Origin of the sequence: Sneathiella sp. (genome assembly GCF_036844445.1) — a bacterium.
In the GTDB taxonomy this organism is placed as follows: Bacteria; Pseudomonadota; Alphaproteobacteria; order Sneathiellales; family Sneathiellaceae; genus Sneathiella.
The window spans coordinates 203,343-227,505 of sequence record NZ_DAIUFV010000005.1 but is presented as its reverse complement, the minus strand read 5'-3'; the positions used below and the strand labels follow the sequence as shown (position 1 = coordinate 227,505).

General features: G+C 60.5%; 27 protein-coding genes. 25 read left to right on the top strand and 2 right to left on the bottom strand.

Going from position 1 to position 24,163, the window contains the following annotated elements:
* Window positions 1-220: 220 nt before the first annotated feature.
* The 9 genes from V7Z56_RS11895 to V7Z56_RS11855 all read left to right on the top strand — a co-directional run bounded on the left by V7Z56_RS11895 (window position 221) and on the right by V7Z56_RS11855 (window position 5,096).
* On the top strand, window positions 221-511 hold the full coding sequence (locus V7Z56_RS11895; RefSeq protein ID WP_334129701.1) for a DUF883 family protein: 291 nt from the start codon (window positions 221-223) through the stop codon (window positions 509-511).
* A gap of 3 nt (window positions 512-514) precedes the next feature.
* Window positions 515-961, top strand: coding sequence for a hypothetical protein (locus tag V7Z56_RS11890; protein WP_334129700.1), 447 nt, complete (start codon window positions 515-517; stop codon window positions 959-961).
* Between the two features lie 54 nt (window positions 962-1,015).
* Window positions 1,016-1,162 carry an entericidin A/B family lipoprotein gene (locus tag V7Z56_RS11885; RefSeq protein ID WP_334129699.1) on the top strand — a complete coding sequence of 49 codons (147 nt, stop codon included), beginning with the start codon at window positions 1,016-1,018 and terminating at the stop codon, window positions 1,160-1,162.
* A 402-nt stretch (window positions 1,163-1,564) separates the two neighbouring features.
* On the top strand, window positions 1,565-2,248 hold the full coding sequence (locus V7Z56_RS11880) for an RNA polymerase sigma factor (RefSeq protein ID WP_334129698.1): 684 nt from the start codon (window positions 1,565-1,567) through the stop codon (window positions 2,246-2,248).
* 19 nt (window positions 2,249-2,267) lie between these two features.
* On the top strand, window positions 2,268-2,840 hold the full coding sequence (locus V7Z56_RS11875; protein WP_334129697.1) for a ferritin-like domain-containing protein: 573 nt from the start codon (window positions 2,268-2,270) through the stop codon (window positions 2,838-2,840).
* A gap of 17 nt (window positions 2,841-2,857) precedes the next feature.
* Window positions 2,858-3,313, top strand: a complete 456-nt coding sequence (locus V7Z56_RS11870) for a c-type cytochrome (protein WP_334129696.1) — start codon at window positions 2,858-2,860, stop codon at window positions 3,311-3,313.
* A gap of 40 nt (window positions 3,314-3,353) precedes the next feature.
* Entirely contained in the window at window positions 3,354-3,995 is a 642-nt protein-coding gene (folE, locus tag V7Z56_RS11865) for a GTP cyclohydrolase I FolE (RefSeq protein ID WP_334129695.1), read from the top strand.
* Between the two features lie 47 nt (window positions 3,996-4,042).
* Window positions 4,043-4,831: a metallophosphoesterase gene (locus tag V7Z56_RS11860; RefSeq protein ID WP_334129694.1), complete on the top strand. Its 789-nt coding sequence runs from the start codon at window positions 4,043-4,045 to the stop codon at window positions 4,829-4,831.
* A 43-nt stretch (window positions 4,832-4,874) separates the two neighbouring features.
* Window positions 4,875-5,096, top strand: a complete 222-nt coding sequence (locus V7Z56_RS11855; RefSeq protein WP_334129693.1) for a hypothetical protein — start codon at window positions 4,875-4,877, stop codon at window positions 5,094-5,096.
* A 13-nt stretch (window positions 5,097-5,109) separates the two neighbouring features.
* On the opposite strand, the gene V7Z56_RS11850 is transcribed toward V7Z56_RS11855, so the two are convergent.
* Window positions 5,110-6,945 carry an SLC13 family permease gene (locus V7Z56_RS11850; protein WP_334129692.1) on the bottom strand — a complete coding sequence of 612 codons (1,836 nt, stop codon included), beginning with the start codon at window positions 6,943-6,945 and terminating at the stop codon, window positions 5,110-5,112.
* 127 nt (window positions 6,946-7,072) lie between these two features.
* On the opposite strand from V7Z56_RS11850, the gene V7Z56_RS11845 reads away from it, so the two are divergent.
* The 14 genes from V7Z56_RS11845 to V7Z56_RS11780 all read left to right on the top strand — a co-directional run bounded on the left by V7Z56_RS11845 (window position 7,073) and on the right by V7Z56_RS11780 (window position 20,635).
* A complete protein-coding gene (locus tag V7Z56_RS11845; RefSeq protein ID WP_334129690.1) occupies window positions 7,073-7,519 on the top strand; it encodes an RrF2 family transcriptional regulator in 447 nt (148 codons plus the stop codon).
* Window positions 7,509-7,721 carry a YezD family protein gene (locus V7Z56_RS11840; protein ID WP_334129689.1) on the top strand — a complete coding sequence of 71 codons (213 nt, stop codon included), beginning with the start codon at window positions 7,509-7,511 and terminating at the stop codon, window positions 7,719-7,721. Before V7Z56_RS11845 ends, V7Z56_RS11840 begins: the two co-directional genes overlap by 11 nt.
* A 385-nt stretch (window positions 7,722-8,106) precedes the next feature.
* Window positions 8,107-9,171 carry a sulfate ABC transporter substrate-binding protein gene (locus tag V7Z56_RS11835; protein WP_334129688.1) on the top strand — a complete coding sequence of 355 codons (1,065 nt, stop codon included), beginning with the start codon at window positions 8,107-8,109 and terminating at the stop codon, window positions 9,169-9,171.
* Between the two features lie 12 nt (window positions 9,172-9,183).
* Window positions 9,184-10,026: a sulfate ABC transporter permease subunit CysT gene (gene cysT, locus V7Z56_RS11830; protein WP_334129687.1), complete on the top strand. Its 843-nt coding sequence runs from the start codon at window positions 9,184-9,186 to the stop codon at window positions 10,024-10,026.
* Between the two features lie 8 nt (window positions 10,027-10,034).
* Entirely contained in the window at window positions 10,035-10,913 is an 879-nt protein-coding gene (gene cysW / locus V7Z56_RS11825; protein ID WP_334129686.1) for a sulfate ABC transporter permease subunit CysW, read from the top strand.
* Window positions 10,914-10,917: 4 nt separating this feature from the next.
* Window positions 10,918-11,973, top strand: a complete 1,056-nt coding sequence (locus tag V7Z56_RS11820; protein ID WP_334129685.1) for a sulfate/molybdate ABC transporter ATP-binding protein — start codon at window positions 10,918-10,920, stop codon at window positions 11,971-11,973.
* A 300-nt stretch (window positions 11,974-12,273) separates the two neighbouring features.
* The gene (locus V7Z56_RS11815) at window positions 12,274-13,023 is read left to right on the top strand and encodes an ABC transporter ATP-binding protein (protein ID WP_334129683.1); all 750 of its coding nucleotides are present in this window, start codon (window positions 12,274-12,276) and stop codon (window positions 13,021-13,023) included.
* Window positions 13,016-13,735, top strand: a complete 720-nt coding sequence (locus V7Z56_RS11810; protein ID WP_334129682.1) for an ABC transporter ATP-binding protein — start codon at window positions 13,016-13,018, stop codon at window positions 13,733-13,735. Before V7Z56_RS11815 ends, V7Z56_RS11810 begins: the two co-directional genes overlap by 8 nt.
* Before the next feature lie 48 nt (window positions 13,736-13,783).
* Window positions 13,784-14,977 carry an ABC transporter substrate-binding protein gene (locus tag V7Z56_RS11805; protein ID WP_334129681.1) on the top strand — a complete coding sequence of 398 codons (1,194 nt, stop codon included), beginning with the start codon at window positions 13,784-13,786 and terminating at the stop codon, window positions 14,975-14,977.
* Window positions 14,978-15,054: 77 nt separating this feature from the next.
* On the top strand, window positions 15,055-15,942 hold the full coding sequence (locus V7Z56_RS11800; protein WP_443023799.1) for a branched-chain amino acid ABC transporter permease: 888 nt from the start codon (window positions 15,055-15,057) through the stop codon (window positions 15,940-15,942).
* Entirely contained in the window at window positions 15,942-16,928 is a 987-nt protein-coding gene (locus V7Z56_RS11795; protein ID WP_334129679.1) for a branched-chain amino acid ABC transporter permease, read from the top strand. The genes V7Z56_RS11800 and V7Z56_RS11795 overlap by 1 nt, the downstream gene beginning before the upstream one ends.
* Before the next feature lie 189 nt (window positions 16,929-17,117).
* Complete coding sequence (locus V7Z56_RS11790) at window positions 17,118-18,638, top strand: acyl--CoA ligase (RefSeq protein WP_334129678.1); 1,521 nt, start codon at window positions 17,118-17,120, stop codon at window positions 18,636-18,638.
* On the top strand, window positions 18,638-19,618 hold the full coding sequence (locus V7Z56_RS11785) for a 2-dehydropantoate 2-reductase (protein ID WP_334129676.1): 981 nt from the start codon (window positions 18,638-18,640) through the stop codon (window positions 19,616-19,618). Before V7Z56_RS11790 ends, V7Z56_RS11785 begins: the two co-directional genes overlap by 1 nt.
* A 231-nt stretch (window positions 19,619-19,849) precedes the next feature.
* The gene (locus tag V7Z56_RS11780) at window positions 19,850-20,635 is read left to right on the top strand and encodes a prephenate dehydrogenase (RefSeq protein ID WP_334129674.1); all 786 of its coding nucleotides are present in this window, start codon (window positions 19,850-19,852) and stop codon (window positions 20,633-20,635) included.
* Between the two features lie 31 nt (window positions 20,636-20,666).
* Here V7Z56_RS11780 and V7Z56_RS11775 read toward each other — a convergent pair whose 3' ends face one another.
* The gene (locus tag V7Z56_RS11775) at window positions 20,667-21,110 is read right to left on the bottom strand and encodes a MarR family winged helix-turn-helix transcriptional regulator (RefSeq protein WP_334129673.1); all 444 of its coding nucleotides are present in this window, start codon (window positions 21,108-21,110) and stop codon (window positions 20,667-20,669) included.
* A gap of 121 nt (window positions 21,111-21,231) precedes the next feature.
* On the opposite strand from V7Z56_RS11775, the gene V7Z56_RS11770 reads away from it, so the two are divergent.
* On the top strand, window positions 21,232-22,374 hold the full coding sequence (locus V7Z56_RS11770) for a substrate-binding domain-containing protein (RefSeq protein ID WP_334129671.1): 1,143 nt from the start codon (window positions 21,232-21,234) through the stop codon (window positions 22,372-22,374).
* Between the two features lie 180 nt (window positions 22,375-22,554).
* The gene (locus tag V7Z56_RS11765) at window positions 22,555-24,159 is read left to right on the top strand and encodes a flotillin family protein (RefSeq protein ID WP_334129670.1); all 1,605 of its coding nucleotides are present in this window, start codon (window positions 22,555-22,557) and stop codon (window positions 24,157-24,159) included.
* Window positions 24,160-24,163: the final 4 nt, after the last annotated feature.

The following is a 24,163-nucleotide window of genomic DNA, read 5'->3' as shown; positions in this document are numbered from 1 at the left end:
GCGAAAGGTGCGATCCGGATACGTCAGATGCCTTGCAAGGGCGCGGATAGATGATCTGACTGAACTGTCGTTACGGAAGATATTAAAGGCGCGCATCATGGCGTTCTTAAGGCGAGAACAAGAAAAGAAACCGTCACGCGTCTTCTTTACAAATAATCTTGGAACTCTTTTTGGCTTTGTTTGTTGGTGTATGCGGACGACCAACACGGAGTTTTATAAAATGAGCAAATTTTCTGAATCCTACCCCGAAATTAATGAGCTGAAGGAAGACCTCGCGTCTTTGAAAACTCATGTCTCGGAACTTGCGGCCATGCTCAAACGCGACAGCATCGACGAGGCGGACCGGTTGAGCGCGAAGGCGCGCGAGAAGCTGGACGAGCTGAAAGGCCGCGGTCAGGAAGGGCTTTACCACATCGAGGATCACATCCGCCAGAAGCCGGGTCAGAGCGTCGCGATTGCGTTCGCCGCCGGGTTCCTTGCGAGTTTGCTGCTTCGCAACCACAGAGGCTAAGCGGTGAATTCCATCCTGCAGATTTTGCAACAGGTCGTCTCCGATAACCTGCTGCCACGAACAACCGAGATCGTGCGGCGGAGTGCAATTTGCATGGCCCTCGCAGCAGTGATCGGCGTGCTGTCATTTATCGCGCTGTTTTTCCTGGCGCTCGCCTTCTACAGCTGGATGGCGCTTCACCTCCTGCCGCCGCTCGCGGCGCTCGCGACCGCGGGCGCGAGCCTGCTGATCGCTCTTGTTGCCGCCCTCATCGCCTATCTGGTCATGAAGCCGAAACCGAAGCCGGTGCCGGGACCGGTACACCAGCCGGGCGATCCATCGACCCTTGTCGCCTCGGCCGCGGCGGCGACGGCGGACGAACTTTGCAGGTCTGTAGACAATAATCCGAAAACGACCCTGTTACTTGCCGGAATTGCCGGATTTGCTGCTGCAACATTTTTGAAGAAGTAGGGGGACGTCTGCGTGAGGGGGAACAAAGTCCAACTCATTGAAAGGATATGTAAAATGCTTTTAATTAATAAAAATTTGCGAATTTTCATTCTCGCCCTGTTTGCCGTGTGCACGCTCTCCCTCGCGGCCTGCAATACGATGGAAGGAGCGGGCGAGGATATTGAGGACGCCGGCGAAGCGATCCAGAAGGGCGCAAAGTAAAGTCGCCTTTGGTGGCCTCGCAAAACGGTGAGGCCGCATAAACAGGGATGCCGGGGCGCGACCTCGGCAGGGCGGATATGATCCATGCAGCGGGCGCTGCGTTATTCTATCCGGCCCCTCCTGTTTACTCTTCGCATATACAGCACCGCTCAACTTCCCCCTCGCTCCCGGGTGGGAGGTTGACCGGCTCTGCTCGTCTTTTCCGCCACATCACCCTGCTTGAGTTCTGTTCGCCCTTCCATCTCGGCAGGCGCGTCCCTTTGTGGCATACTGGAAAGGCTTTCGTCTCCTTTCGCGCATCTGGTTGCGGCGCGCCGTAATTTCCGCGCCCGTCATGCTTTTATTCGCAAACCGGGAACCTTTCCGGTTGCGCGCCGTCTAATGGGTAAAAGGATGAACAAGATGCCCGAAAAACTCGCAAATTTCGAACTGAATGATCTCGACCTTGTCCGCCGGGCGGCACGGCGGGATGCGGATGCCATCCGCACGATCACGACACGGAACAATCAGCGCCTTTTTCGCACCGCATGGAGCGTGCTGCGCAATCATGCGGATGCCGAGGACGCGGTTCAGGAGGGGTATTTGAAAGCATTCAACTCGCTCGAAAATTTTGCCGGTAAATCCAGCCTCTCAACCTGGCTGACGCGGATCGTCTATAACACCGCCCTCGACAAGCGCCGCGCGATCAGGCGCCGGCAGGCGGAGTTGCAGCAGCAGGATATTGCCATTTTCGATGCGTATCCCGTCCGATCAATGCCCGAGCATATGTCAGCGTCGCCGGAATCGGAACTGATCCGCAAGCAGCTTTCCGAGCTTCTGATGCAGGCCGTGGCGCGGCTGCCCGATGATTTTCGCTCCGTTTTCGTGCTGCGCGAGATTGAAGGGCTTTCGGTTGCCGAAACCGCTCTCTCCTTGCAGATCAAGGAGGCGACGGTCAAGTCGCGGCTGTTCCGGGCCCGGCGCGATCTGCGCAAGGAGCTGGAAGTGAAATTTGAAACCATTTTCACGGACATGATCAGCTTTGCGGGCGCTGATTGTGATGCCATGACCAACCGCGTCCTTACCGCTCTCAATATCCAAACCTGACAGAAAAGGAGTGCTATCCATGTCACTTTATACCCGGAGTCTGCCTACGCGCCGTGATCTGCTGCGCTATACGGGCACAACGCTCTCCGTTGCCGCGATCGGCCTGGTGACCGGACACGGCATCAAGGCGGCCCATGCCGCCGACGCCTCGCAGGACGTTGCGATCCTGAATGCCGCCATCGCGCTTGAGCATGAAGGCATTGCCGCCTACCAGATTGCGGCCACAAGCGGCCTGTTGCAGCCGGCCATCGTTGATATCGGCGTCACCTTCCAGGGGCATCACAAGGGCCATCGCGATGTTCTCGTCAAGGCCGTTGAGACGCTCGGCGGCAAGCCGGCGGAAGAGAAGTCGCTGGAGGCCTATGCCGCAGATCTCAAGGCCGCAACACTCAAAAACCAGGAAGATGTTCTCCGCCTCGCGCTGGGGCTGGAGCAGGGGGCGGCGAACGCCTATCTCGGCCTGATTCCCTCCCTCGGGGCGGATTATCATCAGGTCGCCGCGCAGATGGCGGGGGATGAAGCGTTCCATGCTGCAATCCTCGGCCAGGCGCTCGGGGAGCCAATTCCGAAATCGGCGCTGATCTTCGGATAGCTTCGGCGGAGAAAACAATGAATTATCGGCTGACTATTCTGTTGTGTGTCGGTGCCCTTCTGGCATCGGGGAGTACCGGCGCGGATCGCGCGCTCTCCGTCACGGCAACATTGCCCGAACAGCCGGTAGCAGCCGGAGACAGCATCGCCCCCGTGGCTGTCTCCGGCAACCGGACAGAGGAAGGCGCGGCGCTCTACAAGCGCCGTTGCGGCGCCTGTCACTCGCTCGACAGCAACCGCATCGGGCCGCGCCACCGCGGCCTTTACGGGCGAAAGGCGGGCTCGGTCCCCGATTTCCACTACAGCAAGGCACTCAAAAATCTCGACGTAATCTGGACGGATGAGACGCTCGATAAATGGCTCGCCAACCCGACGGCTGTCGCCAAGGGAACCTCCATGGGCTATCGGCTCCGCGATGCCGATGAACGCTCCGCCATCATTCAGTATCTCAAGTCTCTCTCCGGCGCCGATTGATAAGCGATCCGGATTTCAGTTATTTGCAGGAGGAATATCCGTGTCGACCATCAATGTCGCCGAAGCCGAGGTTCAAGAACTACATCACTCCCTCGCCCCTGACCGGGCGGTCAGCAGGGCGGAGGCCGAGGCGGCGGTTCGCACGCTGATCCTCTGGCTTGGCGATGACCCGCGGCGGGAGGGCTTGCGGGAGACGCCTGCCCGCGTCGCCCGGGCATTCGAGGAATGGTTTTCCGGCTATCGTCTCACGCCCGAGGAGATCCTTGTCACCACCTTCGAGGAGGTGGAGGGATACGCCGGGCCCGTTACATTGCGGGGGATCCCGTTCGAGAGTTACTGCGAGCATCATATGGCGCCGATCGTCGGTGTTGTGCATATTTCCTATATTCCGGACGGGCGCGTCGTCGGCCTTTCGAAGCTCGCCCGCATCGTCGATCTCTATGCCCGGCGCATGCAGGTGCAGGAGAAAATGACCGCACAGATCGCAAACGCGGTCCAGGAGGTGCTGGGTCCGAAAGGGGTCGCCGTCATGATCGCGGCGGAGCATCAATGCATGTCGAGCCGCGGCATCGCCAAGCACGGCGTCGATACGATCACAACCCAATTCACGGGTGAGTTTATTTCGGATATGCTGCGTCAGCGCCGGTTTATCGAGATGGTGAGCGGCGGCACATCAGCCTAGCGGCGGCCATTGGAGCGCCCGGGCAGGAGCAAAGGAGGAATGCGTCGTTGAAAATTGCATATGGAAGCGATCTTCATCTTGAACTGGAAATCCCGAGGCCGGATCTTGCGCCGGTGCGGGACGCCGATGTCCTGATCCTCGCCGGCGATATCTTCAAGGGACGCTGCAAGGAGACAGGATTGCCGCAGCTGATGAAATATTCAAAAGCCTGCCAGCGGAAGCTCGATATTCCCGTTATCGTGGTGTGCGGCAATCATGAGCTCTATGACGAAGAGGTCGGGCAGTATCTGGACGAATGCCGCGCCATTGCGGACGCGACGGAGGGTCTTTATTTCCTCGAAAATGACGCGCTCGATATCGGCGGCGTCCGCTTTCTCGGATGCACCCTGTGGTCCGATTTCGCGATGGCCGAGGATGCGCAGGTTGCGAAGGAGGCGGCGCAGAAAATTATTTATGACTACCGGCGCATCAAGCTCGCGAACGGAAGCGACGAGGCGCGCGCCATAAGCCCCGATGATACAATCCGCTGGAATGCCGCGAGCCGGGAGTTTCTGAGCCGCTCGATCGCGGCCGAAAGCGCGCCGACCGTTGTCGTGACGCACTTCCCGCCCGTTCCGATGAGCGATCCGAAATTCGCCGACAGCCCGCTCACCCCCTATTTCAATAATGACTGGGCGGCGGATATCGAGGCGGGCGTACTGGCGCCGGATATCTGGGTCGCGGGCCATACCCATTACATGGAGGAGCAGACGATCGGGCGGACCCGCATTTGCTCGCGTCAGGGCGGCTATCCCGGGGAACTCGGCCCCTTCAGCTGGGGCCTCGTCACCCTGTAAGTGAAGCCGGTGAGGTCGGCGGACCCGCACGGTTGAAGAGGCGGTGCTTGACCTCGGTGCAGCGGAGGCGGCGGCCTTGCGCGCCGGGCTTGAAGCGCTCGCCCGCGCCGCGCTTCGCCGGCGGGGGTATAAAAGCTTCGGCGTCTGCGAGACCTGCATGCATCATGTTCGGCAGGCGGGCGGCGCCTATTGCGCGCTTCTCAACCTTCCCATCGCGCCGGATGACACCACCCGGATCTGCCACGAACATACCATCAGCGCCTGAACCGGCCGGCAGTCTAGAAATCCCAGAAGAGCGGAATGACGATCATGGCGACGAGCCACATGACAAGGTTCATCGGGATCCCGATTTTGAGGAAATCCCTGAAGCGGTAGCCGCCGGCCGCATAGACGAAGGTGTTGGTCTGATAGCCGATCGGGGTTGCAAAGCTCGCCGAGGCGGCGAACATCACCGCGACGATGAAGGGGCGCGGATCGAGCCCGAGGGAGGCGGCAAGACCGATCACGATCGGTGTCATGACGGCGGCGACGGCGTTGTTGGTCACGAACTCCGTCAGGATAGATGTCAGGAGATAGACGAGCGCGAGGATGACGAACGGCCCGAACGGCTGGACCAGCCGCACCGCCTGCTCGACGATGAGCGCCATGGCGCCGCTGTTTTTAAGGGCGATACCGATGCCAAGCATGCCGAAAATCAGCAAGAGGATATGCCAGTCGATAGCGCGGTAGGCCTGCTCCGGCCGGACGCAGCCGGTGATGATCACGATCAGCGCGCCGATGAAGGAAAGGCCCGCGATCGGCATGAGATCGAGCGCACTCGCCGCCATCACCGCGACGAGGGTGAGGACGGCAAGGGGCGCGCGCCGCCTGTCGAGCGCCTTCTGGCGGAGCTGCGAGGCGCTCAGGACCCGCTCATTCTCGAAGAGCTTGGTAAGCTCGTCTTCCGGTCCCTCAAGAAACAGCGTATCGCCAGGGCGAAGCCGCGCCGCGGCGAGATTGCCGCCGATATTGCGCTCCTGCCGGTGCAGGCCGAGGATCGCGCAGCCATAGCGGCGGCGCAGCCGCAACTCGCGCACCGTCCGGCCGACGAAATCGGAATCGGGGGCGATGACGCCTTCAACGCGAATCACCTCGCGAACCGGCAGCGGTTCTGCGACGGGGCGCTGCTCGTCGCCGAAGCTGACGCCGATATGGCGGCTGAGCTCGATCAGTTCGTCGCGTTCGGCACGGAACAGCAGCCGGTCCCCGGGGGCAAGCGGAAGATCCCAAAGCGGCGAGGCCGGTCCGTCGCCGGGCTGCCTTGTTGTCGCCTCCGCGGCAATGCCGAAGCCGCTCATATCTCCCTGCCGCACCAGATCCATAATCTCGTAATCGGCGCTGTCGGTGAGCTGCAACTCCTTCAGCGTCCGGCCGATCAGCGGCGAGCCGGCGGGGATGGTCGCCTCGGCAGTGAAGCGCTTGGCCTCGGCGGGGGCGTCATCGGGTTTGGGAAGCGCTCTTTCCGGCAGTAGAAAACGGCCGGCAAGAGCAAGATAGGCCAGCCCCGCCGCGGCGAAGCAAAGCCCGGCCGGCGTAATCTCGAAAATGCCGAAGGCGGGCTCGCCATACTGACGGGCGATGCCATCGACGAGAATATTCGTCGACGTGCCGATCAGCGTGCAGGTGCCTCCCATGATCGCCGCATAGGAGAGGGGAATGAGATATTTCGACGGGAAATGCTTCAGCTTGCGCGCGAGCGCAATCACGATCGGCGTCATAATGACGACGATGGGCGTATTGTTCATGAATGCCGAGAGCAGCACGACAAGAAAAATGACCGCTGCAATCCCGCCGATGTCGCTTTTGCCTGAAAGCTGGAGAAGATAGCGCCCCGCCATGTCGATAACGCCGGTCCGATCGAGCGCCGCGCTGATGACGAACATGCAGGCGATGGTGACCGGCGCGCTGTTGGAAAAAACTGACAATAGATCGTCCGTTGTGATAATGCCGAGAAGAAGCAGAACACCCATCCCCGCCATTGCGGTCAGATACGGGCTGACCCTTTCCTGGATAAAGGCGATGAAAACGACAATCACGACCAGAAAGGTTGCCAGTATTTCAAGGTTTTCCGACATTTTCTACGGTATCCGTTTCGCGGGCGCGTTTAATTCACCTAAAATAACTGTGAATATGATAATAATACACTCAGAAACGCTTGACAGCAAAAACCTGATTTCCTATAAATATAGTAGGAATTGAGAAATGATATCGAATAAGGCCAAGTATGCCTTGAAAGCGATGACGATACTGGCGCGACATCATAGCCGGCAGATGCAGGCGCATGCGATTGCGGAGGAGGGGAATATCCCTCTGAAGTTCCTGGAGACGATCCTTTCGGATCTGAAAAACCGCGGACTGGTCAACAGCAAGCGCGGCGCAAATGGCGGTTATGTGCTGGGCAGCGACCCCGATGACATCACGGTGGGTGACATCATGCGGGTGATTGACGGGCCGATTGCCCCGATACGCTGCGCGAGCATCAGCGGTTATCAGCTTTGCGAGGATTGTGAAGACGAAGCGCGCTGCGCCATTCGCAATGTGATGATGGATGCGCGCATTGCGCTCTCGTCCGTGCTTGATCAGCGCTCGCTGAAAGACATGGCCGAGATCGGGAAACGCCGCAGGGAAAGTATTTTTGATGACGAGTGAACCCGCCAAAGCCGACCGCAGCACAGCCGTCTCCGGCAGCGTGAACCGCGTCTATACGCTAAACGAGGCGGAAACCGCCGTCCTGCAGGCGATCCGGGAAATGAGGTTCGGATCGCTTGAAGTAACGATGCACGATGGACGGATCGTGCAGATCGAGAAGAAGGAAAAAATGCGTTTTAACGGCGACGCCCGTATCGGGTAACAGTCGCCGTCACACCCGGCCGACCGGACCACCGGAGGCTCTTTCGTAAGTCAACTGGTAAAGAGTCAATGGAGGATATGATGAATATTTTATCGGTCGGAGTCCGTCAAATCAGTGACATCCCTTGCCAATGGACTCCTGAAATTTCAACCCGTTATCTGATGAATGGCCGCTGTAGCGGGCTGATCGCGGCGTCTATGACGCTGTAGATCAGCGACCCATTCCCTCGCCTTTTTGGGCGAAACGGGGGAAGTCCGCCCTATATCTCACAGTCTGAGTAGCTGAACGACAAGTCGTGTAACAGTACTGGGCCACGGTCGGGCCATGCCTCCGGATACACACGTAAAAATAGAATTATATGAATGCTATAATACGGAGTTCCGTTATGAAACGCCAACTGACAATGCTTTTTGCTGCTGCGGCCCTTCTTGTCTCGACCGGGGCGGGAGCGGCGACCCTTGAGGATATTCGCGCCGAACTGGCCGCCAAATCCGGCACGGAGAATGCGGATAAGAAGGTCACGATCCTGAATGTGTCCTACGATCCGACCCGCGAGCTCTATGTGGCTTACAACAAGCTGTTCCAGAGCTACTGGAAGGAAAAGACCGGGCAGGACGTCCAGATCCAGCAGTCGCACGGCGGCGCCGGCAAGCAGGCGCGGGCGGTGATCGACGGCCTGAATGCGAGTGTGGTGACGCTTGCGCTCGCCTATGATATTGACGCCATCGCCGAGCGGACGGGAAAGCTCCCGGCCGACTGGCAGGCGCGGCTGCCGCACAACAGCTCGCCCTACACCTCGACCATCGTGTTTCTTGTCCGCAAGGGCAATCCCAAAGACATTCGCGACTGGGATGACCTTGTCAAAGATGGGATAGAGGTGATTACGCCGAACCCGAAAACGTCGGGCGGGGCACGCTGGAACTTCCTCGCCGCCTGGGCCTTCGCCGATCACAAATTCGGTGGCGATGAAACCAAGGTGCGGGAGTTCGTGACACAGCTCTTCCGCAATGTGCCGGTTCTCGATTCAGGCGCGCGCGGATCAACCACCACATTCGTCCAGCGCGGGATCGGCGACGTGCTTCTCGCATGGGAGAATGAAGCGTTCCTCGCCATCAACGAGCTTGGCCCGGATAAATTCGAGATTATCGTGCCGTCTCTCAGCATTCTTGCCGAGCCGCCGGTAACGGTTGTCGATGAAAATGCGAACAAGAACGGCACGGCCGATGTCGCAGAGTTCTACCTGAAATATCTCTATTCGAAGGAAGCGCAGGCAATCGCGGCGGAGAATTACTACCGTCCGGTCGATGCCGAGGTGCGGGCCGAGCTTGGCGAGCGGTTCCCGGACGTCGAGCTGGTCACCATTGAGCATTTCGGCGGCTGGCAGAAGGCGCAGCCCGCCTTCTTCGGGGACGGCGGCATCTTCGATGAAATCTACAAGCCCGCGAAGTGATCGTGACTGCGCATGAGTAACCGGCCTATCACTTTCAGGCAGCACAGCGTCATCCCGGGGTTCGGGATGACGCTTGGCTTCACGCTCCTTTACATGGGGCTGATCGTGCTGATCCCGCTTGCCGCCATGGTCCTCTTCACGACGCAGATGACCTGGGCGGAGTTTGTCGGCACGATCCTCGACCCGCGGGTGATCTCGGCCTTCAGGATCAGCTTCGGGGTTTCCTTCATCGCGGCGCTGATCAATGCCGTATTCGGGCTGATTGTCGCCTGGATTCTGGTCCGCTACCGCTTTCCCGGGCGCAAGATTGTCGATGCCATGGTCGATCTGCCCTTCGCCCTGCCGACGGCGATTGCGGGCATTGCGCTCACCACGCTCTATGCGGAGAACGGCTGGATCGGCGCGCTGCTTGCCGAATTCGGGATCCGCATCGCCTTCACCCCGCTCGGCATAGGCATTGCGCTTGTCTTTATCGGGCTGCCCTTCGTGATCCGCACCGTCGAGCCGGTGCTGCGCGATTTCGACAGCGAGATGGAAGAAGCGGCCGCCTGCCTCGGCGCATCGCGGGTGCAGACCTTCTGGCTGGTGATACTGCCGCAGATCCTGCCGGCGCTCGTCACAGGCTTTGCGATGGCGTTCGCGCGGGCGCTCGGCGAATATGGCTCGGTCATCTTCATCGCCGGGAACATGCCCTACAAGTCGGAGATCGTGCCGCTGCTGATCGTCATCAAGCTTGAGCAGTTCGATTATACCGGCGCGACGGCGATTGCCGTGGTGATGCTCGCCGCCTCGTTCCTCCTGCTTCTCATCATCAACCTGCTGCAAAAATGGAACCGCAGCCGCCGCGGGCTATAGGAGACGATATGCAACAGACTGTCTCACTCGATGTGACCCGCCCGCAGCAACCGCTGACGGAATCCCTCCCGATCCGGGTCCTGCTGATTGTCGTCGGGCTTGGCTTTATTGCCCTGATGATCGGGCTGCCGCTGGTCATTGTATTTGTCGAAGCGCTGCGTCAGGGCGCGGGTGCCTACCTGGAGGCGATTGTCGAGCCCGATGCGCTTGCGGCAATCCGGCTCACGCTGATCACGGCGGCCATCGCCGTCCCGCTCAACCTTCTTTTCGGCATCGCCGCAAGCTGGGCGATCGCGAAGAATGAATTTCGCGGCAAGCATTTCCTGATCACTCTGATCGACCTGCCCTTCTCGGTCTCGCCCGTTATCTCGGGGCTTATCTATGTCCTGTTGTTCGGCTCGCAAGCCGCGCTCGGGCCGTGGCTGGAGAGTCACGGGATCCAGGTGCTCTTCGCCGTGCCCGGTATCGTGCTCGCCACGATCTTCGTTACCTTCCCCTTCGTTGCGCGCGAGCTGATCCCGCTGATGCAGGAGCAGGGCAATGACGAGGAGGAGGCCGCAATTCTTCTTGGCGCAAGCGGGTGGCAGACCTTCCGCTATGTCACGCTCCCCAACATCAAATGGGCGCTGCTTTACGGCGTGCTTCTTTGTAACGCCCGCGCGATGGGGGAATTCGGCGCGGTTTCCGTGGTCTCGGGGCATATTCGCGGGCTGACCAACACCGTCCCGCTGCATGTCGAGATTCTCTACAACGAATATAACTTTTCCGCGGCCTTTGCGGTCGCGTCGCTTTTGACAATTCTTGCCCTCGTCACGCTGCTGCTCAAGGAATGGCTGGAGCGGCGGCATCTCGGGCGCAGCAAGGCCGGCAACGGCGAAGAAGGATAAGACGATGGGTATCAAGGTTGAAAATATCCGAAAAGAGTTCATCGGCGGCGAAAAGAATTTCGTCGCGCTCGATAATGTCAGCCTGGAAGTGGCGACGGGTGAACTGATCGCCCTGCTCGGCCCCTCGGGCTCGGGCAAGACGACGCTGCTCAGAATCATCGCCGGGCTCGAATATGCGGATCAGGGAGAGATTTTCCTCGATTCGGAGGAGACCAGCCGAACGCCGGTGCAGAATCGCCGCGTTGGCTTCGTTTTCCAGCATTACGCGCTGTTCCGTCATATGAGCGTATTCGACAATATCGCCTTCGGCCTCAAGATACGCGACCGGCAGGCCCGTCCCGATGCGCAGGCGATCCGCGAGCGGGTGATGCGGCTCATTGAGCTCGTTCATCTCTCCGGGCTGCATAACCGCTATCCGTCGCAGCTCTCTGGCGGCCAGCGCCAGCGCGTCGCGCTGGCCCGGGCGCTCGCCGTTGACCCGAAGGTGCTGCTGCTCGACGAGCCGTTCGGCGCGCTCGATGCAAAGGTGCGCAAGGAACTCCGGCGCTGGCTGCGCAACCTGCATGACGAGCTCAATATTACGACGGTCTTCGTCACCCACGATCAGGAGGAGGCGATGGAGCTTGCCGATCGCGTGGTGGTAATGAATGCGGGGCGAATCGAGCAGGCGGGCACGCCCGAGGTTGTTTACCATGATCCGGCCAACGCCTTCGTCTACGACTTTCTCGGCAACTACAATGTTTTCGACGGATGGCGCGATGATGCGGGGGAGTATCATATCATCATCAACGGCGCGGCAGCGCCCGCCGGGACCGAGCGCGTCAAGCTGTTTGCGCGGCCACATGACATGGATGTATCGGCTGAGCCGCAGGACCCGGAAGCGATTCCCGCCCGCATTACCCATATCAACCCGGCCGGGCCACTCATCTCCATCGAGATGCTCGGCGATAACGCCGGTTTTCTGCAGGCCGCACTTACGCGTCAGCGGTTCGAGGAGATCGGGCGCAAGCGACGGGAAACCGTCTTCCTGAAGCCGCGCGAGCTTCGCGTCTTCGAATAGCAGGCAGCCGAGGGTCAACAGGTCACGTTCGGCCAATTCTCCGTCTTGACCCTGTTCAGCGCCCGGCGCAATTCCTGCGCCGGGTGAGCCTGCCCGTGCCGCCCTGGCGCGCCGGCGTCGCGCGCGCTTCGGGTGAACGCTCTTTGCGCTATTGCCCGTAAAATTTATATCCGGCCCGTTAAGCGGGAAATATTTATTTACATTCTCAAGCAACACATTAGAGTGAGGTAAATTAATAATCTAAAAAATGCATCAAATTTAATAGTCGGCAGACAGGGATTTGCGGAGGGTGTAATTTGCATGAGTATTGCATTGGAAGCGCGCGGCCTTACAAAGGAGTTCAAGGGCTTTGTTGCAGTCAAGGATGTCGACCTGACGGTCGAAAAAGGGACCATCCACGCGCTCATCGGACCAAACGGGGCGGGCAAGACGACCTGCTTTAATCTTCTCACGAAATTCCTCCATCCGACGCGCGGCACAATCCATTATGAGGGCCGCGATATCACCCATTTATCGCCCGCGGAAATCGCCGGGCTTGGTATGGTCCGCTCGTTTCAGATATCGGCTGTTTTTCCCGATCTTACGGTGCTGCAGAATGTGCGCGTCGCCCTGCAGCGCAAGCGTGGCGAAAGCTTTGATTTCTGGCGCTCGGAAAAGACGCTGATGCGTTATGACGATGCGGCGCGACAATATATTGATGAAGTCGGACTGACCGATTTTATCCATCACCGGGCGGCGGAACTGCCCTATGGGCGCAAGCGCGCGCTGGAGATTGCGGCGACGCTGGCGGTGGAGCCGGACATGCTGCTGCTCGATGAGCCGATGGCCGGCATGGCGCGCGAGGATATCGATCGAATTTCCGACCTGATCAAGCGTGTCGCCAAGGATCGCACGATCCTGATGGTCGAGCATAATCTTTCGGTTGTCGCCGACCTCTCGGACCGCATCACGGTGCTCTCGCGCGGCGAAATTCTCGCCGAGGGCGACTATGACACCATCGCCCAATCACCTGAAGTAATCGAAGCCTATATCGGAGCGGACTATGACTGATACCGGAGTCAGCGACGCCCTTTTGCGCGTCCGTGATCTGCATGGCTGGTACGGGGAAAGCCACGTCCTGCATGGCATTGATTTTGACGTGAAGGCCGGCGAAGTGGTCACGCTTGTCGGGCGCAACGGGGCGGGCAAGACATCGACGCTGCTCGCCATCATGGGCATGTTGCCGCGGCGTGAAGGCTCGATCCGCTTTGACGGCACCGAGACGATCCATATGTCGTCGCGCCACATCGCGAGGCTGGGGATCGCCATCTGTCCGGAGGAGCGCGGCATTTTCGCCTCGCTCAATGTCGATGAAAATCTGATGCTCCCGCCGCGCATTGCCGAGGGCGGGTTGAGCGTGGAACGCATTTTCGAGCTGTTCCCGAACGTCAGGGAGCGCCGGCGCAGCCAGGGGACGAAACTTTCCGGCGGCGAGCAGCAGATGCTGGCAATCGGCCGGATCCTGCGCACCGGCGCCAAGCTCCTCCTGCTCGATGAACCGACCGAAGGCCTCGCGCCCGTCATCATCAAGCATATCGGGCGCACCATCACGGAGCTGAAAAAGGAAGGCTTCACCATTGTCCTTGTGGAACAGAATTTTCGCTTTGCCGCCTCGGTTGCCGATCGCTTTTACGTGGTCGAGCAGGGTCGCGTGGTCGACATGATCCCGAATGCGGGGCTGAGTGAGAATACGGCCAAGATACAGGCCTATCTTGGCGTCTGAGCAGAACGTAATCGCGCAACATGCGCTATATTGAGGAGGAAAGATGTCATGTTGAAGAAACTGGTTTTGCTAACGGCGGCCGGCACGCTTGCTGCCGGTACGGCCTATGCACAGATAGATGTCAAGCTCGGCGTGCTCAACGACCGTTCCGGCATTTATGCTGACCTCGCGGGAGAGGGGTCGGTGGAAGCTGTCCGGATGGCGATCGAGGATTTCAAGGCGGCCGAGAAAGGCCTCAATGTTACGGTCATTTCGGCCGACCATCAGAACAAGCCGGACGTCGGCTCCAACATCGCCCGCCAGTGGCTCGATGTTGACGGCGTGAACGCGATTATCGACGTCCCCACCTCGTCCGTGGCGCTCGCGGTGACCGATATCGTCGCCGAGAAAAATGGCGTTCTTCTCAATTCCGGTGCCGCGACAACCGCGCTCACCAACGAGCAGTGCCACCCGACCACCGTCCACTGGACTTATGATACGGCCGCGCTCGCCAACGGCACCGGCAAGTCGATGACGCTCGCCGGCGGCAAGAAATGGTACTTCCTGACGGCGGACTACGCATTTGGTCATTCGCTTGAGCAGAACACGACAAAGGTTATCGAAGCGAACGGCGGTGAAGTGGTCGGCCGGGTGGACGTTCCGTTCCCGGCAACAGATTTCTCCTCCTTCCTGTTGCAGGCGCAAGGGAGCGGGGCTGACGTGATCGGCCTTGCCAATGCCGGCGGCGATACCATCAACTCGATCAAGCAGGCGGCCGAGTTCGGCATCACGCAGGCCGGTCAGAAGCTTGCGGCACTGCTGATCTTCATCACCGACGTCTATGCCCTCGGCATCGATACGGCGCAGGGCCTTGTGCTGACGGAAGCCTTCTACTGGGATCAGAACGACAACACCCGCGCCTGGTCCAAGCGGTTTATGGAACGGCACGGCACCCAGCCGACGATGATCCATGCCGGCGTCTATTCCAGCACGCTTGCCTATCTTGCCGCGGTTGAGGCACTCGGCAGCGCGAAAGACGGCAAGGCTGTCGTCACCAAGATGAAAGAGGCCGAAATTGACGATGCGCTGTTCGGCAAGGTCAAGATCCGCGCCGACGGCCGCGGTGTCCATGACGTCTATCTCTATGAAGTGAAGACGCCCGCAGAATCGACCGGCCCGTGGGATCTTTACAATTATATCGCGACGATGAGCGGTGAAGAGGCCTTCCTGCCGATGCGCGATGAGTGCAATTTCCTGAAGTAGGTAAACGCAAGCACCGCTCCCCGGCGCGTCCGGGGGGCGGCACTGTATGACAGGCGATAATTTATCAGGGCTTGGCTATGTTTGAATTTTTGGGAATTGCGCCACAGGTTTTGATGGGACAGCTCCTGCTTGGACTCATCAATGGTTCTTTTTACGCGGTGTTGTCTCTCGGGCTCGCCGTTATTTTCGGTCTTCTCAACATCATCAATTTCGCGCATGGCGCACTTTACATGATGGGCGCCTTTGTCGCCTGGATGCTGCTGCAGTATCTCGGGGTCGGCTACTGGTGGTCGCTGATCCTCTCGCCGCTGATCGTCGGTGCCTTCGGGATCGTGCTGGAGCGGGTGTTTCTCGCCCGCCTCTATCATCTCGATCACCTCTACGGCCTGTTGCTGACCTTCGGCCTGGCGCTGATCATTCAGGGGCTGTTCCGCAATTATTACGGCATCTCCGGCCTGCCCTATCAGATTCCGAAGGAGCTGGCGGGCGGCCAGAATCTCGGCTTCATGTTCCTTCCCAATTACCGCGGCTGGGTTGTTCTTGCGTCCGTCATCGCGTGTTTCGGGACGTGGTTCATGATTGAGAAAACGCGCCTTGGCGCCTACCTCCGCGCGGCGACGGAGAACCCGGGGCTGGTTGGCGCCTTCGGTGTCAATGTGCCGCTCCTGATCATGCTGACCTACGGCTTTGGTGTCGCGCTTGCCGGGTTTGCGGGCGTGCTCGCGGCGCCGATCTACTCGGTCAACCCCAATATGGGCGCCGACCTTATCATCATCGTGTTCGCGGTGGTGGTCATCGGCGGCATGGGGTCGATCATGGGCGCGATCGTCACGGGCTATATGCTCGGCGTCATCGAAGGTTTGACAAAGGTATTTTATCCGGAAGGCTCGGCGGTCGTCATTTTCGTCATCATGGCCATCGTGCTGCTGATCAAGCCTGAAGGACTGTTTGGGAGGACCACCTAATGGCCGTGTTTGAAAGGGGCAGCGAGACCGGGGCAGTGACACGCCTTCCCGAAGCCGCGGGAATGCCGCTGTTGCACAAGGCGATTTTCGCGGCGCTGCTTATCCTGATGGTTTTCCTGCCGTTCGTCATCTATCCCATTTTCCTGATGAAGGTGATGTGCTTCGTCCTGTTCGCCGCAGCGTTCAATCTGCTGCTCGGATTTGGCGGGCTGCTGTCGTTCGGCCATGCCGCCTATTTTGGCGGCGCGAGTTACGTCGCGGCCCATGCGGCCAAGGTCTGGGGGCTGACGCCGGAGGTTTCGATGCTGGCCGGCACGGCGGCGGCGGCCTTTCTCGGCGTTGTGATCGGTTCACTCTCGATCCGGCGGCAGGGCATCTATTTTGCCATGGTGACGCTCGCCTTCGCGCAGATGATATTTTTCATCGCGCTGCAGGCGACGTTCACCGGCGGTGAGGATGGGATCCAGTCGGTGCCGCGCGGACATCTGTTCGGCCTGATCTCGCTTGAAAACAATGTCGCGCTTTATTTCTTCGTGCTCGCCGTCACCTTCGGCGGGGTGCTGTTCATCTACCGCATCGTGCATTCGCCGTTCGGTCAGGTTCTGAAGGCAATCCGCGAGAATGAGCCGCGCGCCATCTCGCTTGGCTACAATGTGAACCGCTACAAGCTCCTGGTGTTCGTGCTGTCGGCGACCTTCTCGGGTCTCGCCGGGGCGATGAAAAGCCAGGTGTTCCAGCTCGCGTCGCTGACCGACGTGCACTGGATGATGTCCGGCGAGGTCGTGCTAATGACGCTGCTCGGCGGCATGGGAACGGTGTTCGGGCCGATCGTCGGCGCCGCGCTGATCGTCACGATGCAGAACTATCTCGCGACATTCGGCGCATGGGTCACGATCATCCAGGGTGTCATCTTCGTGATCGGCGTGCTTCTCTTCCGCGAAGGCATCATCGGCGTGCTCTCGCGCTGGCTGAAACGCCCGCTCTGAGACCAAGCGGCGCGCCCCGCGCAAAGCCGGGCGCGCCGCTTGTCAGACGGACAGCACCAACCGCTGACGCCCAAACCTCAGCCCCGTCCCGTCCCGCAACAGCAAAAGCGCAAGTTTCGCGTGACAGGGCGCGGCCGGATGGGGCACTCTTGCGCCATCTGCAGGGCATCCACATTGGAGGACGAGAGAATGTCGGAGGTCACGACGATTGAGGCGCTGATCCGCATCGGTAAGGACGACGCGCCCGCGCTTGGCGCGCCGGACCGTGCGCCGCTCACCTATGCGGGCCTCCGGGCGCATGTGGCGGAGACCATCGCTCGGCTGAATGCGCTCGGCATCGGGCGCGGCGACCGGGTGGCGATCGTGCTGCCGAATGGACCGGAAATGGCGAGCGCTTTCATCTCGGTCGCGGCGGCGGCCACCACCGCGCCGCTCAATCCCGCCTACAAGGCGGAGGAGTTCGAATTTTATCTTGAGGATCTGAATGCCAAAGCGCTTCTTGTCGAGGCGGGGAGCGAGAGCGCGGCGATCGCGGTCGCCAAACGCATGGGCGTCGCGGTGATCGAGATGCATGTCGGCGCATCGAACCCCGCCGGCGCCTTCACGCTGGAAGGCGCGCGCCTCGGGGCGGCAGCGCATCCGGGGCCCGCCGGGCCTGATGATATCGCGCTCATCCTGCACACCTCCGGTACCACCTCGCGGCCGAAGATTGTGCCGCTCAGCCAGCGGAATGTCACCGCATCGGCGCGCAATATCACCCGCACCTTGCAGCTTGAGCCTGCCGATAAATGCCTCAACATCATGCCGCTCTTTCATATTCACGGGCTGATCGCGGCGGTTCTCTCCTCGCTCCGCGCCGGGGCGAGCGTCGTCTGCACGCCGGGCTTCAATGCGCTTAAATTCTTCACCTGGATCGAGGAGACGCGCCCGACATGGTATAGCGCGGTGCCGACCATGCATCAGGCCATTCTCGCGCGCGGGGAGCGGAACGGGGAAATCGTCCGAGCCGCGAAACTCCGCTTTATCCGATCCTCCTCCTCGTCCCTGCCGCCGCAGGTGATGGCGGCGCTCGAAGAGATGTGGGGCTGCCCGGTGATCGAGGCTTACGGCATGACCGAGGCGGCGCATCAGATGGCATCGAACCCGCTGCCGCCGTCGCGGCGCGTTGCGGGCAGCGTCGGGATCGCGGCGGGGCCGGAGGTGGCGATCATGTCGGCGGACGGCGCCCTGCTCGGCCCCTTTGAGACGGGCGAGATCGTCATCCGTGGCGACAATGTGACGCTTGGGTATGAGAATAACCCGGCCGCCAATGCGGAGGCGTTTACCAATGGCTGGTTCCGCACCGGCGATCAGGGGATGATGACGGCGGATGGCTATCTCACCATCACCGGGAGGCTCAAGGAAATCATCAATCGCGGCGGCGAGAAAATCTCCCCGCGTGAGGTGGATGAGATCCTGCTCAATCACCCGGCGGTGGCGCAGGTCGTGACCTTCGCGCTGCCCCACGACAAGCTCGGTGAGGAGGTGGCGGCGGCGATTGTCCTCAAAGAAGGCAGCGTCGCAACCGAGGCGGAGCTTCGCGACTTCGCGGCAAAAAGCCTTGCCGCCTTCAAGGTGCCGCGCAGCATCACGCTGCTCGATGAAATCCCGAAAGGCGCGACCGGCAAGCTGCAGCGCATCGGGCTTGCGGAAAAGCTGGGGCTCGTCTGATGAAAATCTGCATCTATGGCGCGGGCGCGATCGGCGGGCTGATCGGCGGGCTGCTGGCGCGGAAGGGCGAGGCGGAAATCGCCCTGATTGCGCGCGGGCCGCATCTTGCCGCGATCCGCGAAAACGGCCTCACCGTTGAAAGTGAGGGGGAGGCTTTCACCGTAAAAAATATCACGGCAACGGATGATCCCGCCGCGCTCGGCCATCAGGATTACGTCATCATCGCCCTCAAAGCACATTCCGTCAGCGGCATCGTCGCGGCGATGCAGCCCCTGCTCGGACCCGAGACGGTGGTGGTGACGGCGCAGAACGGCGTGCCGTGGTGGTATTTCTATGGCGTCCCCGGGCCGCGGGAAGGCTTGCGGATAAAGGCCGTCGATCCGGACGGCTCGATCTGGGACGGCATCGGGCCGGAGCGGGTCCTTGGCGCCGTGGTCTACCAGGCCGCCGAGATCACCGCGCCCGGCGTCATTACTCACATGTCGGGGGATCGTTTTCCCATCGGCGAGCCGACGGGGGAGCGGAGCGAGCGGGCGCGCCGCCTGTCCCGCCTGCTGATCGATGCCGGGATGAAATCGCCCGTGCGCACGGATATCCGCTCTGATATCTGGGTGAAGCTCTGGGGGAACCTCAGCTTCAACCCGATTTCCGCGCTCACCGGCGCGACACTCGATGTGATCACCGCGGATGCGGAGACGCGCGCCGTCGCCCGCCAGATGATGCTGGAGATGCAGGTCATCGGCGAGGAACTCGGCATTCGCTATCCGATCGACGTGGATGCGCGTATTCGCGGGGCGGGCGCTGTCGGGCCGCATAAAACCTCGATGCTGGTCGATCTTGAAAGCGGCCGCCCGATGGAGATTGACGCGCTCGTGACTGCGGTGCAGGAGCTTGGCGAGATCACTGGCCATGCAACGCCCACGATCGATACCGTCGCCGCGCTTCTTTGCCAGCGCGCGCGCCTGCTCGGCTGCTATTAGGGTGCGGGCGAGGGGCGGGTTTCCCTCGGACATTTTCTTCCCGAACGTGGATTGACATCGCTTCCGGCGCGCATTACGTTCCGCCGCATGACGAAGACACTTTGCACTGCCGCACTTTATTACGCGCTGCTTTCATAGCGGCGGGTGTTTTCTATTGTTCAACCGCTGCCTGGCCAGCGGTTGAGTTTAGCAAGGACGCCTCTGGCTTTGCAGCCTGCAAGAGGTGAGTTTATGCCAGATCTGAGCGATCCCCCATCAGAGTCCGTCGGCCTTATCGGCTTCGGCGCCTTCGGCCAGCTTATTGCCCGCCATATCGGCCCGTATTTCCGGCTCTCCGCATATGATCCCGCGCTCGGGCTGGAGGCCGTTGCGGCGCGCCACGGCGTTCGGCTCACCAGCCTTCACAAGGCGGCAAGCTGCGATACCGTCGTGCTCGCAACGCCCGTCAGATGTCTTGCCGAGACGATCGAGGCGATTGCGCCCCATATCCGGCCGGGAGCGCTCGTTCTGGATGTCGGATCGGTGAAGCTCGGCCCGGCGGAGCTGATGACGCGCGGCCTTCCCGCGCATGCGGAAATTGCGGCGACGCATCCGCTGTTCGGCCCCCAGAGTGCGCGCCACGGGATCGAGGGGCTCAAGATTGCGCTCTGCCCGATCCGCGGCCAGCGCTGCCATCGGCTCGCCGCCTTTCTCCGCCACCAGCTAAAGCTCAATGTCATCCTGACCACGCCCGAAGAACATGACCGCGATGCGGCCACCGTTCAGGGATTGACGCATCTGATTGCCAAAGTGCTGATCCAGATGGAGCCGCTGCCAAGAGAGATGACGACGAAAAGCTTCGATCTGCTGATGGAGGCGGTCGGTATGGTTCGCAACGACGCGCCGGAGGTTTTTGAAGCGATCGAGCGGGCCAACCCGTACACGCCGGGCGTGCGGCGGCGGTTTTTTGAACTTGCCGCCGCGCTCAATGCCGATCTTGTGGAGGGACCCTCGCAGGGCCATCTGCCGCCGCTCTGAGGGCGATAAGCGAAAAGAGACGCGCCGCTACTTATTGCAGCGGCGTGGTTTCATCGATGATTTCGTTCAGCAGCTCTTTCAGCTCCTGCAACTTCTTGGGGCCGATATTGGAATGAAAGCGCTGATTGAACTTCACGGCATGTTCGTTCAGCTTCTGATGCACTTCCAGCCCGACGTTGGTAATGAAAACGATGACCTTTCGCTGGTCACGCGGGTCCAGCGAGCGGTGGACAAGACCGCGCGCGACCATTTTATCCAGCATCTTCGTCAGCGCCGGATGGTTCATCAGAACAATCTCCGCGAGTTCCCCCATGGAGCGGCCTTTTTCGTCGCTGAGGACGTCGAGGATACGCCAGTTCTCGACCTGCATTCCTTCCAGCCGAAGCTGCTTTTCAAGCATCTGGTGAACGTTGCGATGCGCCTGAGCAAGGATATAAGCAAGGTTGTCCGTGATCTTTTCCTTACGATAACTCATCTCAAAAAGCCCTTTATGCGACCATTTGTGAATGATTTACATGAATAATGATAGTCTGTATACTTGAAATGGAAAGTTACTTTTTCGATAACTTTCTCATCTTGTGGGAGGCAGGGCGAGAATGCATGGCGAAACAGACCTGAGCCGCCGGGCCATGGCGGGACGAACCTCATTCAACCCCGACATTACGCCCTATCACAAGTTCGGTCTGCTTGACTGCGACGAGAATTACCGCATCGGCCTCCTGGTTCCGATGTGCGGCTCGGCGGGTCTCTGGGGTCCGTCCTGCATCGCCAGCGCCGAGGTCGCGCAGGCGGAACTGAACAGCGGCGATGGCATTCTCGGCAAGCAGGTGGAATTCATTCTGGTCGATGCCGCGATCGAGTCGGAAGATACGCTCTATCGCACCGTTCATGAAATGATCGAGCAGAATGAGATCGACGCCATCGTCGGCATGCATATCAGCGCCGTCCGCCAGCAGCTCGCCAAGGTCGTCCGTGGCCGCGTCCCCTATGTCTATACGCCGCTTTACGAGGGCGGCGAGAAGAGCCCCGGCGTCTTTGCCATCGGCGAGACACCGACCGACCAGCTTCTGCCGGCGCTCCGCACAGTGAGCGATCGCCATCGGGTAAAAAACTGGGCGCTGATCGGGAATGATTATGTCTGGCCGCGCGCCTCCAACTCCCTCGCCCGGCAAAGCATCCGCGCGATGGGCGGGAATGTCACCTTCGAGCAATATACCCCGTTCGGCGAGGACCGGACCGAGCAGCTGCTCGGCGAACTGGCCGCGCGCGATGTTGACGGGGTGCTGATTTCCTTTGTCGGTCAGGACGCGGTGGATTTCAACCGCGCTTTTGGCGCCATGTCGCTCGATCGCAAGATGGTGCGCCTCTCCTGCGCGATCGAGGAAAATGGCCTGCTTGCCATCGGCGAGGAAAATTCCAAACGGCTCTATGCCTCGGCGTCCTACTTTTCCGTGTTGGACACGCCCGCCAACAACAGCTTCAAGGAACGCTATCACAATCAGCATGGCGAGCGGGCGCCGACCCTCAATGCGCTCGGCCAGTCCCTGTATGAGGGCGTGCATTTTCTCGCCGAACTGACCGGCAGGACGGAGCCCGATCAGGAATTTGTCCCCGGCCGCACGGTGCTGAAATATCGCTCCGCGCGGGAGGCCCGCTATATCAGCAACACCGTCAAGACAATGCCGATATATCTCGCCCGGGCCGATGGCTATAAATTCTCCATCGTCGAAAAGCTTTAATTTTCCCCTTTTCCGGCGCCAGTGATCGCGGTTTCGCGGGCAGCGTCCGCGGGGCGCCCGGCGTGTGCGCGTAAAAATTGCTTGAAAGGGAAAATAATTATTTGAATTGGAAAATAAAATAAGTTAGGACTCTCTCAATAGCTGGCATATCGGGAAATTGCACAGCCAAGGGAGATCTGGATGATTTGGTTTGCAGTCGCTATTTGCGCGCTTGTTCTTTTGCTCATCGCAATCCTGTTCCTTCGCGCATTTTACCTCAAGGCAACCCGGGAAACGTCGCTCGTCCGCACCGGCTTCGGCGGGCGGAAAGTTGTCATCGACGGCGGCTGCCTCGCCCTTCCCATCCTGCATCAGGCGCAAAAGGTCATGATGTCGGCGATCCCGGTCCGCATTTCGCGGCAGGGCGCGCAGTCCTTCATCAGCAGGGATCATCTCCGGCTGGACATCGAGATGAGCTTCGAGGTTCGCGTCCTGCCGACGCCGGAGGGGGTGGCAACGGCGGCGCAGGCGCTCGGCCCCCGGATTGCCCGAAGTGGCGATGCGCTCCATGAAGTGCTGGAGGCCAAGATCATTGACACCATCCAGGCGGCTGCGGCGGCGCTCACGCTCGAGGAAATCCACGGCAATCGCAAAGCCTTCACCGACCGCATCGCCGCGTCCGTCGCCGAATTTATCGAGGGACTGGGCCTTCGCCTAGAATCCACCTCTCTTCTCCATCTCGATCAGGCCGCCTTTGGTGCGCTGGATGAGAACAACGTCTTTAACGCCATCGGCATGCGCAAAGTGACGGAGCTCGTCTCGGAAAACCGGAAAGCGCGGATCCGCATCGAGACGGAGGCGGATATTTCGGTGCGCGAGAGCCGCCTTGCGCAGGCCGAGCGCCGCTTCGATCTTGAGCGGGCGGAGCGGGAGGCGGCGATTGCGCAGGCCGCCTATCTGACGCGGCTTGAGGCGGAGACGGAAGCGGAGTCGGTGCGTGCAAAAGTCGCCGCATCGCGGACGGCGGAGGAGATTACGCTCGCCAAGGAGCGCGATATCAAGGCCGCCAGGATCGAGCATGACGAAGCCCTGCGGCGAAAAGAGATGGAGGCGATCCGCGAGCTGGAGGGCGTGAAGATCGACCACGCCATCTTCCTCGCCGCGAAGCGGGCGGAGGAAGCAAAAGCCAAGGCCGCCGAGGAGACCTCGCGCGCCGAAGTTATCCTCGCCGCGGAAGCCGTGCAGACCGAGAAGGAGCAGGCGGTGGCGACACGCGAAGAGAAAATCTCGCTCCTTCGTCTTCGCAAGGATCTGACGCTCGAGCAAGAAAGCGTCAAAAGCCGGGCCGAGGCGGAGAAAGTGCGGGCCGAGGCCGAAGCGAAAACCATCGAGATCCGCGCCCTCGCCGAGAAAGCGCGGCTGGAGGCGGAGGCGGAAGGGCTTGCCGCGCGCATCGCCGCCGAGAACGGTCTCAGCGACAGCGTCATCGCGATGCGGCTGGAGGAGCGGAAACTCGACCGTATGCCGGAAATCCTCGGCCAGATGATGAAACCCGTCGAGAAGATCGACAGCATCCGCATCAACCAGATCAGCGGCATGGGCAGCGGCAACGGCAACGGCGGCGGGGGCGGCGTCGACGGCGCGTTCGGCGCGGCGATGGACCAGATTCTCGGCATGGCGGTGCGCCTGCCGGCGATGAAGCAGATGGGCGAGGAGATCGGCGTCGACTTCGATGCGAATATCGCGGGCCGGACGGCGGATTACGCCAACCGGATCAAGACGGGCGACAAGGCGAAAAAAGACTAACCTG